Raw genomic sequence first — 16,365 nt, 5'->3', positions numbered from 1 at the left:
ATCACCGTTCTATCACCTAAGGGTCAATCAATATGCCAAAAACAACGCCCCGAAATCGTCTTGTTTTGACTTCGGGGCAGTGTTTGAAACGTACAGAATTGTGTTCATTGGAGCAAAATAAAGACATAAGCCTAAGGCCGGTGCCCCAACAAATAGGCAATGACACCCTTCTGGATATGCAGCCGGTTTTCTGCCTGCTGGAGAACAATAGAGTGCTTACCGTCAAGCACATCCCGCGTAATTTCCTCGCCGCGGTTGGCTGGAAGCCGATGCATCACAACACAATCGGGCTTTGCATTCTTCAACAATTGCGCGTTCACTTGATGTTGCTTGAAAATAATCTGCCGCCGACCCGAATCGCGCGCTGTCGGCCACACGTCGGTGTAGATGACGTCGGCATCCTTGACTGCTTCGAAGGGATCGGGCACCAGTTGTATCTTGCTGATGCCGGACGCCTCTGCTTGTTCAAGAACATTCGGATGCGGCTCATATCCGGTTGGCGATGAGATAACCAGATGGATCGGGAGTTTTTCAGCGAGTTCAAGCAATGAGTTGACAACATTGTTCCCATCTCCAACAAAAACGAGCTTTGTCGAAGCGGAACTCTTGCCGATCTCCTGGAGTGTGAAATAGTCGGCCAGGACCTGACACGGGTGAACGAGATCCGTCATGGCATTAATGACCGGAACGGTGGCGCTTTCAGCAAGTTGGACTACGGTTTGATGCTTTGTCGTCCGCGCGATGATCAGTTCGTTATAATGTGAAAGAACGGATGCCACATCGTGAACGGATTCACGGGTTGCAATGCCAATGGTTTCCTGCTGCAAAAAAACAGGATGTCCCCCGAGTTGAGCGATTCCGACTTCGAACGATACCCGGGTTCGGAGTGATTGTTTCTCGAAGATGAGAGCTGCGCTTTTGTGCACCAACGGAGTGAAATGTTGCAGATCGCCGCTCTTGATTTTAGTAGCGAGCAAGAACATGTCCGAGAGTTCTTGCGCATTCCACGAGGCAAATGAAACAAGGTCGCGCTTCATGCAGTATTCCTTTGGAAGAATAGTATTAGGTGGCTGAAATCTGTTGAAAGGTAGGGGATTACGCGCAGAATTCCAAGAATCACTCTCGTCAGAGAACGAACGTTTCCGAGGGCAGGCGTTTTCGGGAGTACCGTTATACCCTGCTTGTCATGTGGAAGTAGTCGGGCCGATGCACCGGGTCCAGTAAACGCTGCTCACAGATGCTGCAAAAGCGCTGGGCAGGGTCGACATCCAGAACGTCCTGGCTGATGGATGATTTGCAACTGATGCAAACACCATACGTGCCGCTCTCCAACCGGTCGAGGGCGTGGCGCAATTCCTCGAGTTGCGCGTTGCTCTTGAAGGCAAGCAATGCGTCGATTTCATGAATGGAGAGATCGCCATTGAGAAATGACTCCCGGGGATGGAAGACGGTTCCTTGTTCTTCCAGGGACTCAAACAACTTGGAAAGGATTGCCCGACGCATTACCCGTTTGCTCTTGTTCATTGCCGCCTCCTTTTCTTCCAAATAGTTCTTAGAAGACCCCCCCGGATCCTCGCCTCAAAGAAGCACCGTGAAATGATATACAAAGATCGGACTTCACACGTAAGGTACGAAAGATTTCAGGAAAGTCAAGAGCAATCGGACATACCAATCGTTATTTATTTTGCATGATGTGCCGGAACTTTCACTCAAGCCGGAAGGTTCTAACGGTAACGATCTACCTACTGTTTGTAAACAAAGGCGACCTTATGAAACCACTGTTCCGTGCTTTGCTCCGTACACCGACGGGTGCCTTTGTCATTATTACAATGTTATGGGGATCGACCGTGAGTTCCTTAGCGGGTAGCCAGAATTCCATTTATAACTTTTCCATGAAAGATATTGATGGAAGAGAGATTGATTTCTCAAGGTACCAAGGGAAGGTTCTGCTTCTGGTCAATGTGGCATCTGAATGTGGTTACACGCCGCAATACAAGGAGCTTGAAGCGTTGCATCAGAAGTACAAAGATAAGGGATTGATAATTCTGGGGTTTCCGGCAAACAACTTCGGAGGGCAGGAACCCGGAGCAGATGAGGAGATCAATGCCTTCTGCGACCGGAACTATGGAGTGACATTTGACTTGTTTTCGAAGATTTCGGTGAAAGGAAGTGATCAACATCCGCTCTACAAACTCATAACCTCGAACCCCACAGTCGGCGGGGATGTGAAGTGGAATTTCCAGAAGTATTTGGTTGATCGAAACGGGAATCTAACCCACAAGTTTCTCTCCCGCGTGAAACCACTGTCCGACGAACTTGTTTCAGCAGTTGAGGCTCTACTAAACGAGAAGTGAAGGCTGCACTCATAATTTAAACAATGGAGCCTCCGGCACAGACGACGGGGGCTTCCTACTTCCGGTGATTCCCAACGTAATTCAACGATTTCAGATGATTTCGGCAGCTTTTTCATCAATCCATCCCACTTTTCCATCAGCAAGTCGAATCTTCAACCACTCATTCACCTTGTCGGTTATGAACACCTTCACTCCTTCATGAAGAACGAAAGCATCTGTACTCTTCTCATCAGGCGAGTTCTTTATGGTCGCGATGTTTGCAGTGACAATTGCCGTGTCCGAGCTTTGGACTACGTTTAGCTTCCCGGCAAAGATCATGCTGCTCACAACCAGCAAGAGGAAGCTTCCCAATGCCGCCACGACCCCTGCATTCCGAATCGTGAACGAGCGCGCAAGCAGTACAAGAATAATTGAGCCCGTGAAGAGGAGAAAAAGACCGTACACGATCCAAGTAATGCCATTCAGCGAAAACGTGTTCTTCACGGCATCCCACCAATCCCAAATAAACAAGCGGGGAGCCGGATCAATCTTATTCACGATCATGAGATTGGCCAGTTGCAGATTGTGCAGAAGGTCGTCGTCGTTCGGAGCCAGTTTCAGTGCCCGTTCATAGTTCAGAATGGCTTTGCTAATGTTGCCCGATTTGTAGTACGCGTTGCCGAGGTTATAGAAGATGGTTGCATCCGCTACTCCGTTTTCGCGAATGAGTTCATAGCGTGCGGCTGCCTCGGAAAAGTTTCCCTGTTGGTAGGCCCGGTTCGCTTCGTCGAACAGCTGCTCCGGCGTTTGCTGTGCTGCTAACGCGATCGGGAACAGAAGGATGAGTATTGTGAACCGGCTTTTTGTCATGACCTCAGCGTTCGTTCAATGTCAACAATCACCTTGCTGGCGCTGTCATACGTATGGCGGATCATCTCATCAGACAAACTTGTCGGCGCAAACCGAGCCATCTCACACGATTCCAACAGCGAACGAAGAGAATTCGAAATCTCGCCGTTGACCGGGCGCTTCTCAAGTTCCGTCACCGCCCCGTCAATTGACAGATCTGCTTGCTGGATATTCAATTTGTCTCCCAAATATTTCCAGATGGAGCGGGCAATTTCAGAATAGAACTGCAGTTTCTTTTCTGAAGAAGATTCCTTTCCTGCCGTAATGTCCTTGAGAAGAACTTCGGCGTTCTTCAATCCCTTGCGGGCCACTTTGATTGCCTGCCTGTTCCGGTAGGTGACCAGATCGCTCATGACGGCCTGCCGTTGTCGTGTGTAGGCGAACGCACCGGCGAGTCCCGCCAACGGAAGAAGCATCAACGCAATGAAGGTCCCGCTGGAGTGCAGGTACTCCCCCTGTTTCGTGAAGGAGGGGCGCGACACTTTGATGAAGCGGATATCCTCGCTGAGTAATTGTACATCCTCACGGCGCCCCGTTGAAATAAACGGTGTCGGAGAGGCAGTACCTTTCTCAACATTCAATTCGATTTCGGAAGACTTGAGTGTGACGTAGTCTTTCTTCCCTAAGTCAAAATAGCTGAACTCCACCGGTTTGATTATTTTTCTGCCGGGATAGCGCGGAATCAGAACATACTCGAATGTTTTCGAACCGGAAATTCTGGCCTCGCGGCGATTCACATTATCCGAAACTTTCGGGGTGTACTGTTCAAAGTCGGCGGGAAATTCCACAGCGGGCGACTCAAGAACTTTGATATTCCCGGTTCCGTTGATTGTTACTTTCAGGCTGATCGGCTCGTTGGCCGATGTTTCCTGTTTGTCGATCTTGGCATTCATTGTGAACTTGCCGACGGCTCCTTTGAAACTCGCGGGCGCGCCCGGAGGCAACGGATCAACTTTGATTCGAACCGGCTCTCCCTTCACGACATACTCAATCTGCCTTCCAAACGGATCATTGAAGAACGAATCAAACGGGTCCCACGAACGTCTATCGCGTACAGTCACAATGGTGGTGATTTCCATCGGGCCGATTTCCAGTGTGCCGGATTGCGTCGGGAAAAGTGCCGTTTTCTTGATGACGCCCACCTGATACTGGATGCCATTTACTGTTTCGGTCGTCAACTGAATCTGCTTCGGCATATCAGCATCCTCGCTCCAGAAGCCCGTCATTGTCGGCGCCTTGGTCAGATTGTAGTTCTGAACGGGGACGCGCGTGTACAGTTTGTACACGAGGTTAACCTGTTCCCCCTGCAACACGCGGGTACGCTCGACAGATGCCCGCAAGAAGATGTTTTGCGAAAGCTGCGAATCAACGTCGCCCGATGTTCCCTGTTGTGCCTTCGGTTGCTTTTGCTGCTGGGGTGTGCCTTTGACGACTTCGATGGTGAAGCTGTTGGACGAGTACGTCTTGTTCCCGACTTCTATGCTTGCGGCCCCGATTGTGAATGTTCCCGCATCCTTCGGTTGCAGCACATAGCTGTACGTTGCGGATGATGAGACCGCGCCGTTGATGATTTGCATGCTCGTTGAGGTACTCGGCCCCATCATAATGTGAAACCGATCCAGATTCGGCAGCTTGATGTTCTTGCCCCCGCCCATTCCGGCGTTACGAAGAACAAACGAAAGCGTGAACTGGTCGCCAACGGCAACCGGATTCTTGTCCACACTTGCCTCGAATGTCGGATCCTGCGCAAATGTCCGCGGAACCAGAACCAGTGCGCTGAAGAAAAGCAGGAACGACGAAATCAACCTGACCATTATCATCCTACCAATCCTTCTCCGTTCTGGGCCGGCTTGCAGCGCGCGGTCGCAATTTCTTCTGGACTTCCTTCTCATTGTTTTTCAGAACTTCTAAAATGCGTTCGGCATCCGCCTTCGACATCTGTCGTTCCTGTTGTTGGGGCTGTTGTTGTTGCCGGTTTTGCTGCTGTTGATCCTGATTGTCTTGATTCTGCTGATCTTGATCCTTCTTCTCCTGGTCTTGCTTGTTCTGATCCTGATTCTGTTGGTCCTGCTTGTTTTGATCTTGCTTGTCTTTGTTCTTCTCCTGATTCTTGTCGTTCTTCTGATTCTGCTGCTGTTGTTGCTGGTCGCGAAGTTTGTTCAGGGAATATGAGAGATTGTACTTCGCATCAAAATCCGTCGGATTGAGCTTGAGGGATTCTGTAAATGCCTTTACCGCCTCCTCGTATTTTTCGGATTTCACGTACGCATCGCCGAGATTGTAGTACGCCTTTGCCTTCGCGGATTTTGTTTCGCTCTTCTGAATTGCGTCCTCGAAGGATTTGATGGACTCGTCGTACTTGTCCTGCCTGTACAACGAGTTGCCGAGATTGAAGTGGCCGGGAACCGTGGTGATATCCTTCTCCAAGGCCTTTCTGTAATCCACTTCGGCTTCGGCATAGTTCTTTCCGGAGTACTTGTCGTTGCCGCCATTGACGAGCGAGCGAACCGATTGCGCATGCACTGACAACATACCGATGCAGAGACTGCAGACAATGAACGCGTATCTCATCCTCATACCTCCATCTCTTGTTTCAAGGGGTTCCATCTGGCAAGCCACGCAATCTTCCGTTCTGAGAGTAATAACTCCGCGAGCAGGAGAAGAATTCCCGCGGCCAAAAAGAACTGGAATCGTGATTCATAGTCGGTAAATTGCTTCGTGCCGAATTCATGCTTTTGTAAGGCATTAATGGCTTTGTAGATTTCGTTCAACTCATCCTGCGTGTTGGTGCCGCGATAGTACGCGCCTTTGCCGATGGCTGCGATTCGCTCCAACGACACCTCATCAAGTTTTGTCATTACGATAGTGCCTTGCCTGTCACGCTTGAAATCAACCTGCTGGCCCGACGCGCTGTAGATGGGAATCGGCGTTCCGCCCGGCGAACCGAGACCGACAGTATAGAGAAGAATTCCCTTCTTTGCCGCCTCTTCCGCCGCCGGGAATGCGTCTCCTTCGGTATTCTCCCCGTCAGTAATAATGACGATTACCTTGGTTGTCGGTTCTTCAAAGTCAAACGACTCGACTGCCCGCTGAATCGCCGCGCCGATGGACGTTCCAGGTATGGGCACTGCATCCACATCAACAACATCAAGAAACAGCTTCGCACCGCTGTAATCTGTTGTGAGAGGGAACTGTGTATAAGCCTCGCCCGCAAAAACCACAAGCCCGATACGGTCGCCACCGAGCCTGTCGATGAGATTGCGTATTTCGAGTTTTGCCTTCTCGAGACGGTTTGGTTTGATATCCTCGGCCTTCATGCTCAATGATACATCGAGCGCTACGAATATGTCAACGCCCTCTTGTTTCACCTCCTGCAGCCGCGTTCCGATTTGAGGATTTGCCAATCCCACGACAAGAGTTGCAAACGCGATGAGGAAGAGGAGAAACTTTGCAAAGCGTTTCTTCCCGCTCGCTGATTCAGACAGCCGCTGAAGAATGGGAATGTCTCCAAACCGGCGAAACCGCGCTTTCCGAAGGCGCGCGGCGTACCAGTATCCAATCAGAAGTACGGGAATCGCAAACAGCAGTTGCAGGTGTTCGGGATGCGCAAAACGAATCATAGCTACGGCAGCTTTCGTAAATACGTGAGACCCAGCCCCATTTCCATCACCATCGCAAACAGTCCGATCCAGGCCCAGCCGTAGAACAATTCTGTGTAGGAACGGTACGAACGGACTTCTATGCGTGTCTTCTCCATTTCATCAATCTCCTGGTAGATCCACTTCAACGAGCGGTTGTCGGTTGCCCGGAAATATTGCCCGCCCGTCATTTCGGCGATCTTCGTGAGCGTCTTTTCATCCACATCCACCGTCATATTCTGATAGCGGGTGCCGAATGGAGTCTGAACAGGGAAGGGCGCCTGTCCGGCGCTCGTTCCGACGCCGATGGTGTACATTCTGATGCCGAACGTCTGCGCAATCTGCGTAGCGGTAACCGGGTCGATTTCGCCGCGGTTGTTGATCCCGTCCGTGAGCAGGATAATCACCTTGCTGGCGGACTTGCTCTCCTTCAAGCGGTTGACGCCCTGGGCAATTGCCATACCGATTGCCGTTCCGTCTTCGATCACGCCCTGCTTCACTGTCCTGAGCTGATTTTTCAGAACGCGATAGTCAAGCGTCATAGGACATTGTGTAAAACTCTCCCCCGCGAAAATCACAAGCCCGATCCTGTCATTCGTGCGCCCGTCAACAAAATCCATCATAACCTGCCGTGCAGCTTCAATCCGGTTTGGCCGCAGATCCTCGGCGAGCATACTGCCGGAGATATCGAACAGCAATACGATGTCGATCCCTTCCGTGTACACATTCTCGCCGCTCGACGTAGTCCGGGGACGTGCCACGCCGACAAGGAGCATCGTAATGACAAGCATACGAAGAATGAACGGAAGATGGCGCAGACGTTCTTTCATTGTCGGCTTGATGCCGGCAAACGGCCGGAGACTGGAGTACTGAAGGTCACTTGTGTGACGGCTGTTGCGCATGATGTACCACGCCACCAGCAGCGGAACAATTGCAAGTCCGTAGAGATACTGAGGATTGGCGAATGTGATGTTCGGATCAAACATGCGCGGCCTCCCGCGTTTCCTGTTGTTGTTCCGTCGGAAGGTCAAGAACCTTCGTTCTGTCGACAATCTCAAATGCGAGCGAAAGCATTTCCTCATGCTCGGGAATTGCCGGCTGGTACTTGGCAAACTTCACAAGATCTGCGCTACGCAGCATTCGATCGGCCTGCTCCAGAACAGGATGCGCAACGGCAAAGCGGCGCAGGCTGTCCATCGTTTCATCCGTTGTCTGCTCCAATGACATAAACCCGAACCGGTGCTCGAAATACCGGCGCATCACTTCAGTCACTTCGGAATAGAACGGCTTGATGAGTCCTTGCTGCCAGAGTCGTTTCTCCTTCAGTGCGGCAAGCTCTTCCAATGCCTGCACATGAGCCAATTTGGGCGGCGGTATGTATTCTTCTTCAACAACCTGTCCTTGCTTTCGCTTTCTGTATTGGTAGAGTGAATAGACAATCAACGCCAATCCGACAATCGTACCGGCGATGAGGGAAAGTTCCGCCAGAGTGATCGGGATAGAGAGCGGCGGTTTCAAATCCTTGATATCTTGCGATGTGTCAACTTCAACAAGATGAATCTTGAAGATGAGAGGATTTGTAGCGATGAGTTGCGTGGAAGAGTCGTGCGGAGCTGTGAAAGCGAACTGCAAAGGCGGCAGAATTGCTGTGCCGGAATCGTACGCGGCAACGGTGAATATTGTCCGTGAAACAGTCGAGGAGGATTTCCTCACGTTGCTGCGGCCGAGAATATGAAACGCGCCTAACGTGTCGCCGACGAGGGACGTAAACACCTCCTTGCCCTGGTGTGTAATCTCGACATGAATAGTAATCGGGTCACCGATCAGAAACGATGTCGAATCGGCCCACGCCCGCGCAGCCGGCGTTTGTGCTTGCAGCAATCCGGACAAACATACAATCACCATCGTTGAAAGAACGAGAACAGCCCGCTTCCTCATCACAATCGCTTTTCCCTTAATCTGAAGAAATCCACAATCGGCTTGATATACGGCCGGTCGATGCGAACCGGAATGGCATCCACCCGGCTGCGGAGAAACAGCTGCTTCCGCGCCTCGTTGCGTTGTTTCCAGAATTGCTCGATGTGTGCCCGTACCCGCCGGTCGCCCGTATCGATCCAGCGCTCCGTGTTTGTCTCGGCATCGCGCATCTTGATCAACCCCGCATCCGGCATCTGTTCCTCACGCGGATCGGAAAGTTCGATGGCAATCACATCGTGTTTCTTGCTCACGATACGAAGGATTTGGTCATATCCCTCATCAATGAAGTCGGAGATCAGAAAGGCAATCGTTCGCTTCTTGTTGACGTGATTGAAATATTCGAGCGCTTGTTTGATGTTTGTTCCGGTTCCGGTTGGCGTAAACGAAATCAACTCCCTGATGATGCGGAGAATGTGAGCCCGCCCTTTCTTCGGCGGCACGAACTTTTCAATCGCATCCGTGAAGAGAATCAATCCCACCTTGTCGTTGTTTTTGATTGCCGAAAAGGAAAGCACGGCGCAAATCTCGGCGGCAATCTCGTTCTTCATGTGTGTAACAGATCCGAAACTTCCCGACTTGCTGAAATCAACAAGCAGCATTACCGTCAGCTCACGCTCTTCTTCAAAAATCTTCACAAAGGGATGATTGAAGCGGGCAGACACGTTCCAATCAATGGATCGAATATCGTCGCCGAATTGATACTCGCGCACCTCGGAGAACTCCATTCCCCGGCCTTTGAAGACGGAATGATACTCGCCCGAAAACACCTGGTTCACCAGGCCGCGGGTCTTGATTTCAATCTGTCGGACTTTTTTAAGAAGTTCTCGCGTTTCCATTCGTCTGACGAGTCCGGCTTACGGCACTTCTATCTTGTTCAACACTTCCTGTACAACCTGTTCGGATGTTACTTCCTCCGCCTCGGCCTCGTAAGTAACGGCAACTCTGTGGCGCAGAACATCGAGCGAGATAGCGCGGACATCCTCCGGAATCACATACCCGCGCCGCTTGATAAACGCGTACGCTTTGGCGCCAAGCGCGAGATTGATGGTGGCTCGCGGCGATGCACCATAGCTGATTAACGACGAGAGTTTGGCGAGATTGTAGTCTTTCGGAGAACGGGTTGCGAACACGATATCGAGAATGTACCGCTCGATCTTCTCATCCATATAAATCTCGTTTACGACGTTCCGTGCCTTAATAATGCTGGCGGGATCAATAACGTTGTTGGCGGATTTCTGTGTGCCGTTCACGTTTGCCCGCATGATTTGCAGTTCTTCATCCTTCAAAGGATAATCAATCTTCACCTTGAGCATAAAGCGATCAACCTGTGCTTCGGGAAGGGGGTACGTTCCTTCCTGCTCGATGGGATTCTGCGTTGCGAGAACCAGAAACGGCTCCGGGAGCTTGAACGTTTGCTCGCCGATTGTTACCTGCCGTTCCTGCATTGCCTCCAACAACGCGCTTTGCACTTTTGCCGGTGAGCGGTTGATTTCGTCGGCAAGGATGAAGTTTGCAAACACAGGCCCCTTCTTTACCTGAAACGTGCTTTCCTTCTGGTTGTAGATCATCGTACCGACCAGGTCGGCGGGAAGCAGGTCAGGGGTAAACTGGATTCGCTGGAACTTTGCGGCAATGGCATCGGCAAGCGTTCGAATGGAAAGCGTTTTGGCCAAACCCGGAACACCCTCCAACAGAACATGCCCGTTTGCCAGCAGGCCGACGAGGAGCCGCTCGACCATGTACTTCTGCCCTACAATAACCTTCCCGATTTCCATCTGCATAAGGTCAATGAATCCGCTTTCGCGCTGAATCTTTTCGTTAATTGCCTTGATGTCGTACGACATTCATCCTCCGAGTGTCCTTAAATAGCACAGATTTCTCAATTTTGACGTGAAAGAATATATAAATGTTGCGAGGGAATTTCAACGAAGAGGGGTCGGAAGCTGGTAAGCTGCGGGCCGGAGTGGGGAGTAAAAAAAGTCAACCCACCATGTGCCAGGGTTTACACACATGGTGGGTTATTCTCTTCCTCTAAACTGGGTCAGGGCAAGACTTCAGACGGACATGCGGCGCGCCCGCTTAGGAGTCGGCGAGAGAGTTTAAGGGACGTGCTGCGAATCTGAATGAGGAAGAGCGACGAATTGGTGTGCGAGGATTCGGGTGCTGAATCAGGCGGCGGATTGGAGTTGCATGCGCGCTTCGGCCAGTTTACGAAGCATAGCGAGGCAAATCCCTGTATTGCCCACCTGGTTGTATTCAACTGCAAATGACCAGAGGATTGGGCTAAGCCGGTCTGCGATTCCGATATTCTCCTCTGTGAATTCGATGCTGTTGACAATCCGTGAAAGTCGAACGATAAGTACCGGAGCGTACTCAAGTATCAACTGGTTGCTCTTTGTTTCCAGAAGAACTTCAAAGAACTCGACAATCCTCAACATCTGAATCCGTTTGCTGGATTGGGCATTGATCGTTTCCAGAACGTCCTGGAATCGGCTCTCGACAAGTTTCGGATTCAGCATGGGTTCCTCACATATCAACGTACACATATGAAATGTAACTCCTGGAAGACTGATTGTCTGTCAGGAGAATCCTGAAAATTACTTCGAAATTCCTGACAACGGACTCCGATCTTCCCTACACGCCATGTCCGAAAATCTATCATTTGGGAAGGTCGAATCCCGTAGTGCAGAATCGCCCCACGAATCTGCTATCCTCGGGTGAGGGCTCGGGATTTAGAGGTTTCGTTGATTTTCCGTGGCCTTTTGGTTACTTTGAATCACAGTTTCAGTCCCGACGATGTCGGGATCAGTGTTTTCAATGAGCAGCCACATGCCTGACCAAACCACCGATTCCTCCGGCCAACAGGGTCAACCGCCCGAACGTCAAAGCCGCCCGCAACGCGGACGCAATTATTACCGGCAAAGGCGGCAGGAAGCCGAGAAACCCGTTGAAACAGTTCAGTCCGAAAAGGCAGCAAGCCGCCCTCAACAAAACCAACAGATTCAGCGTGCACAGCAGGAGCGGAGGCCGCAGTTTCACCAGCACACGAACCGCCTTGGCGTGAGCGTTGTGATTCCCCTCTACAATGAGGAGGGCTCGCTGAGAGAATTGCACAGCCAACTTCGCTCAACGCTGCAACGTGCCAACTCACGGTACGAGTTGATCTTTGTTGATGACGGCAGCACCGACAAGTCGTTTCAGGTACTGCGTGATTTGAAACGGATTGACGGGCGCGTCAAGATCATTCGCTTCAGGCGCAACTTCGGAAAGAGTGCCGCACTTGCTGTCGGTTTTGAGAAGGCGCAGGGCGAATATGTGATTACCATGGATGCCGACCTGCAAGACGATCCGGCGGAAATTCCGAGCCTTATTCGAAAGTTGGAAGAAGGGTACGATCTTGTTTCCGGCTGGAAGAAGGTCCGCAAAGACCCGATCACCAAAACAATCCCGTCAAGGTTCTTCAACTTCGTAACGAGAGTGATGTCGGGCATCAAGATTCATGATTTCAACTGCGGATTGAAGGCGTACCGGAACGAAGTAGTGAAGTCCGTGCAAGTGTATGGCGAGTTGCACAGGTACGTGCCCGTGCTGGCGCATAACGAGGGATTCAAGGTGGGCGAGATGGTGGTGCAGCACCGCCCGCGCAAATTTGGCAAAACCAAGTTCGGCATCGGCAGATTCTGGAAAGGATTTCTCGACCTGCTTACCGTATTGTTTACCACGCGCTACTTCCGGCGTCCGCTGCATCTCTTCGGGTTCTGGGGAATGGTTGCCGTCTGTGCGGGGCTTGTCATCGATGGGTGGCTGGCGGTGGAATGGTATTTGGGAAGAACGGCCCTCAGCAATCGTCCGCTGTTTCTCGGCGGCATTCTGCTTATCATTGTCGGGATTCAGTTCATCTCCATCGGATTGTTGGGAGAGATGATCAGCAAGTCGAAGCGCACAACCGACGAGTACGCTATCCGCGACTATATCAAATAGCGGCTCCGCGCTTCTGCCTTGCCTCAGTAATCGGAATCCTCGAAATGCCTCATGTCAAAAGCTGAAAAGAAATCCACGCCTTCACGCGCTCCGGCTCCGGTTCGCCAGTTCGAACCCACGAACATGCAGTGTGTGTTGATTCTCTCCGCGCTTGTCTTCGTGTTTTTCCACAAAATCATTCTCGGTCAGGCATACTTCTGGGAGGATTTCATCTATCAGAATTATCCCTTCCGCACCTTCGCGGCCACGTCTCTCGCATCGGGCGAGTTGCCGTTGTGGAATCCTTACACATTCAACGGCATGCCCTTCCTTGCCGATATTCAAACGACTGTGCTGTATATTCCTTGTCTGCTGCTCACACTGTTTGTCAGTAACGGCTCGCTGAATTACTACTGGCTGGAGTTGATGATCATTCTCCATTTTGTGCTGGCGGGAGTCGGCATGTTTTATCTCGCCAAATCGTTCAAACTGAACAACATTCCCGCGTTGTTTGCCGCTGTTGCGTATATGCTTTCCGGCTACATGATTGTCCACGCGATTCATCAGCAGAACGTCACGCTTGTTGCATGGTACCCGCTTGTCGTTCTTCTATTCCGTAAAGCGCTGAGCGAACAACGCTGGCTATATGTGTTTGTGTGTGGATTGGTGTTGGGCCATTCGATACTCGCAGGGTATCCACAATTGTCACTCTATCTCTACATGTTTCTTGGATTGTACTTGCTGCTGGAATTGCTGACAACATTCAAAGGAAATCAGTTGTTGTCACGACCTGCGCTTGTCATGTCGGCGAAGGCGGCAAGCATTGTCGCGATATCCGTTGCGATTGCAATGATTCAACTGTTGCCGACGTTTGAATTGTCGGATCTTTCAGACAGGGCGCAAATTACATTCGAGAAATCAGCCGAAGGCTCGCTTGCGTGGTCGCAACTGGCGACACTCTTTTTCCCGAAAATGTTCGGGGTTGCGGGGGCATCGGGCTACGAGTATTTCGGGCCGGGACAGTATTTCTACTATTGGGAGACATGCATCTATCTCGGTATTCTGCCGCTGCTTCTTGCCGTTGTCTCATTCATATTGAGAAAAAACAAACATGTCGCGTTCTTGTTAGGCCTCTCAGTCTTTTCAATTCTCTTCGCACTCGGCGATAATTTCTTCCTGTACAAGATCTTCCACGAATTCATTCCGGGTTTCTCAACGTTCAGAATTCCCGCCCGTATGGGCATTCTGCTGACCCTTTCGGCGGCATTGCTTTCCGCATTCTCACTTCAATATCTCCTCTATCAGTCAAAAAGCGACCGGGAGAGGAAACTTCTTCGCAATGCATTGCTGGTCGCGAGCGGGCTCGGGATTCTTCTTTACTTCCTGATTACCTCCGGCAGCTTTTCCGGCTCCATCGCCGGCGCGTCGTATCAGCAAGTAGCATCCTTGATTTCACAAGGTGTCACCCCATCGATCCTTCTTCTGCTGACAAGTGCCGGCATACTTTTTGGAATAGTGATGAAAGGAAACCTGACGCGCTTTGCGGCTTTGTTGCTCACCGGATTGCTTTTTGTTGATATGTTTGTCTTCGGCGGAAGCCAAAACAACGGCGCGATGAATCCTGCCGAGTATTTCAACCGGCGAAGTGATCTTGCTCTGTTCTTCAAGAAAGAGGGGGAGAAAGAACTGTTCCGCGTGAATACCCGCAATGCGCGAGGAATGCTTCCCGGGTGGGATCGCAATCAGGGCATGATGGATCGGATTTTTATGATGGAGGGCTACACGCCTCTTGCGCTTGAACGCAAGTATGCACCATACGGCTCTGCTGAACAAAGTCTTGACTTGCTGAACGTGAAATACAAAACCGTGTTCGATGAACAAAGCGGGCAACAGACTCTTGTCGAACACACGACGCGCCTGCCGCGGACGTTCTTCGTGTACGAGGTTCATGTTGCACGAACAGATCAAGACGTTCTGGCCTCCATCAAGAGCCCTGAGTTCAACCATCGCACAACAGCGGTTCTTGAGAAAGAACCAAGCAGGCCTTTGAGCGAGCTTCACGTCCAGCCGGAGTCGGAGGCGCGCATTACGGATTACTCGAATAACAGAATTTCGATCAGCGCCAGGACAAGTCATCCCGGAATTTTAGTGTTAAGCGAGATTTACTATCCCGGCTGGAAAGCGTACGTTGACGGCGTTGAAACGGAAATCTACAGAACAAATTATCATCTGCGGAGCGTGTTTGTCGAAGCGGGCAACCACGTTGTCGAGATACGGTTTGAGCCGTCAACATTCTCAAACGGCGCGTGGATTTCGGGAGGAACGCTGTTGCTGTGTATTGCAGGAATTCTTTTCTCTCGCCGTAAGCGTCGTGACGATACTGTTGAGTCCGCATCATGAACATCATTATCGTCGGCGCGGCATCTCCCTGGCGCGGTGGTATTGCGCATCATACGGCGCTGCTGTTTCAGGAGTTGAGCAAGCGACATACCGTACAGGTGATTACGTTCAAGCGTCAGTATCCGGCGTTCCTGTTTCCGGGAAAAACGCAGAACGAAGTGGATGAGATGATTCGCATCCCGACAGAACAGCGCATCGACTCCGTCAATCCGCTGACGTGGATAAGTACGGGTCGGGAAATCAGAAAACGCAAGCCCGATCTTCTCATTTTCACATACTCGCTCCCGTTCTTCGGGCCTTGCTACGGGACCATTGCCCGCGTTGCAACTCGCGGAACGAATACGAAGGTTCTCTTTCTCTGCCACAACATTGTGCCGCACGAACGACGGCCTGGCGATGTTGTGTTTACGAAATACGCGTTGAAAGCGGCAGATCATTTCATTGTTCAATCCGATGCCGTCGAGCTTGATCTGAAGAAGTTCTTTCCGCAAGCTGCGTACAGGAAGATTCCGCATCCGGTGTACAACATTTTCGGATCACCGGTGGAGAAGGAATTCGCCCGCAGGAAATTAGGCATTACCGATGAACGGGTATTGTTGTGTTTCGGCTACGTTCGTGCGTACAAAGGCCTGCTCACGATGTTGGAAGCAATGCCGATGATTCTGAAAGAGATGAATGTTCGACTTCTCGTTGTCGGCGAGTTTTACGACAAACGTGAGCCGTATGAACAACTGATGTCGGATTACGAATTGCGGGACCACGTTACCGTTGTGTCGGACTATGTTGCAAACGAGACGGTAGCGTTATATTTTTCCGCTGCCGATGTGGCTATGCTTCCTTACACGTCTGCAACGCAAAGCGGCATTGCACAAATCGCATACAACTTCAACAAGCCGGTGATCGCGTCAAACGTGGGCGGACTCGGAGAAGTAGTGCGTGACGGCGTGACAGGTTTTGTCGTTCTGCCGAAGGATCCCGAGGCATTGGCACATGCCGTTCTCCGCTTTTTCAAGGAAGGGCGTGAGAAAGAATTCACAGCAAACGTCGAAATCGAAAAGAAGAAGTATAGTTGGGAGGCGATGGCGGTGGCGATTGAGGAACTGGTGCGAGAACCTTCTGCTTCCTCCGCGTCTCTGCGGTGAGAGATT

Annotated in this window: 15 protein-coding genes; 4 read left to right on the top strand and 11 right to left on the bottom strand. The window is 51.2% G+C overall.

The window, feature by feature from the left end; translation table 11 throughout:
- Nucleotides 1-131: 131 nt before the first annotated feature.
- Both argF and KF749_11535 read right to left on the bottom strand, forming a co-directional pair.
- The gene (gene argF, locus KF749_11540) at nt 132-1,037 is read right to left on the bottom strand and encodes an ornithine carbamoyltransferase (protein MBX2991784.1); all 906 of its coding nucleotides are present in this window, start codon (nt 1,035-1,037) and stop codon (nt 132-134) included.
- 133 nt (nt 1,038-1,170) lie between these two features.
- Nucleotides 1,171-1,524, bottom strand: a complete 354-nt coding sequence (locus KF749_11535) for a hypothetical protein (protein MBX2991783.1) — start codon at nt 1,522-1,524, stop codon at nt 1,171-1,173.
- Nucleotides 1,525-1,769: 245 nt separating this feature from the next.
- Here KF749_11535 and KF749_11530 point away from each other — a divergent pair, with 245 nt between their 5' ends.
- Complete coding sequence (locus KF749_11530) at nt 1,770-2,354, top strand: glutathione peroxidase (protein MBX2991782.1); 585 nt, start codon at nt 1,770-1,772, stop codon at nt 2,352-2,354.
- A 90-nt stretch (nt 2,355-2,444) separates the two neighbouring features.
- Here the strand turns inward: KF749_11530 and KF749_11525 are convergent, their stop codons facing one another.
- The 9 genes from KF749_11525 to KF749_11485 form a co-directional block, all read right to left on the bottom strand.
- Nucleotides 2,445-3,203: a tetratricopeptide repeat protein gene (locus tag KF749_11525; protein MBX2991781.1), complete on the bottom strand. Its 759-nt coding sequence runs from the start codon at nt 3,201-3,203 to the stop codon at nt 2,445-2,447.
- The gene (locus KF749_11520; GenBank protein MBX2991780.1) at nt 3,200-5,056 is read right to left on the bottom strand and encodes a protein BatD; all 1,857 of its coding nucleotides are present in this window, start codon (nt 5,054-5,056) and stop codon (nt 3,200-3,202) included. The genes KF749_11525 and KF749_11520 overlap by 4 nt, the downstream gene beginning before the upstream one ends.
- Before the next feature lie 7 nt (nt 5,057-5,063).
- Nucleotides 5,064-5,819 (bottom strand): tetratricopeptide repeat protein, encoded by a 756-nt coding sequence (locus KF749_11515; protein ID MBX2991779.1) that lies wholly within the window; start codon nt 5,817-5,819, stop codon nt 5,064-5,066.
- Entirely contained in the window at nt 5,816-6,862 is a 1,047-nt protein-coding gene (locus KF749_11510; GenBank protein ID MBX2991778.1) for a VWA domain-containing protein, read from the bottom strand. Before KF749_11510 ends, KF749_11515 begins: the two co-directional genes overlap by 4 nt.
- 2 nt (nt 6,863-6,864) lie before the next feature.
- The gene (locus tag KF749_11505; protein ID MBX2991777.1) at nt 6,865-7,851 is read right to left on the bottom strand and encodes a VWA domain-containing protein; all 987 of its coding nucleotides are present in this window, start codon (nt 7,849-7,851) and stop codon (nt 6,865-6,867) included.
- A gap of 7 nt (nt 7,852-7,858) precedes the next feature.
- On the bottom strand, nt 7,859-8,818 hold the full coding sequence (locus tag KF749_11500; protein ID MBX2991776.1) for a hypothetical protein: 960 nt from the start codon (nt 8,816-8,818) through the stop codon (nt 7,859-7,861).
- Nucleotides 8,818-9,693: a DUF58 domain-containing protein gene (locus tag KF749_11495; protein ID MBX2991775.1), complete on the bottom strand. Its 876-nt coding sequence runs from the start codon at nt 9,691-9,693 to the stop codon at nt 8,818-8,820. The genes KF749_11500 and KF749_11495 overlap by 1 nt, the downstream gene beginning before the upstream one ends.
- 18 nt (nt 9,694-9,711) lie before the next feature.
- Nucleotides 9,712-10,701 carry an AAA family ATPase gene (locus KF749_11490; GenBank protein MBX2991774.1) on the bottom strand — a complete coding sequence of 330 codons (990 nt, stop codon included), beginning with the start codon at nt 10,699-10,701 and terminating at the stop codon, nt 9,712-9,714.
- 324 nt (nt 10,702-11,025) lie between these two features.
- Nucleotides 11,026-11,376: a hypothetical protein gene (locus tag KF749_11485; protein ID MBX2991773.1), complete on the bottom strand. Its 351-nt coding sequence runs from the start codon at nt 11,374-11,376 to the stop codon at nt 11,026-11,028.
- Between the two features lie 310 nt (nt 11,377-11,686).
- Between KF749_11485 and KF749_11480 the strand changes: the two genes are divergently transcribed.
- From KF749_11480 to KF749_11470, 3 genes are read left to right on the top strand one after another with little or no spacing between them, the layout of a single operon-like run.
- Nucleotides 11,687-12,838, top strand: coding sequence for a glycosyltransferase family 2 protein (locus KF749_11480; GenBank protein MBX2991772.1), 1,152 nt, complete (start codon nt 11,687-11,689; stop codon nt 12,836-12,838).
- 51 nt (nt 12,839-12,889) lie between these two features.
- On the top strand, nt 12,890-15,217 hold the full coding sequence (locus KF749_11475) for a YfhO family protein (protein ID MBX2991771.1): 2,328 nt from the start codon (nt 12,890-12,892) through the stop codon (nt 15,215-15,217).
- The gene (locus KF749_11470; protein ID MBX2991770.1) at nt 15,214-16,359 is read left to right on the top strand and encodes a glycosyltransferase; all 1,146 of its coding nucleotides are present in this window, start codon (nt 15,214-15,216) and stop codon (nt 16,357-16,359) included. The genes KF749_11475 and KF749_11470 overlap by 4 nt, the downstream gene beginning before the upstream one ends.
- Nucleotides 16,360-16,365: the final 6 nt, after the last annotated feature.

The sequence above is a fragment of the Bacteroidota bacterium genome, assembly GCA_019637975.1.
GTDB lineage: Bacteria > Bacteroidota > Ignavibacteria > UBA10030 > UBA6906 > CAADGV01.
Note: the sequence above shows the minus strand (reverse complement) of the source record. Positions and strands in the feature narration are given on the sequence as shown.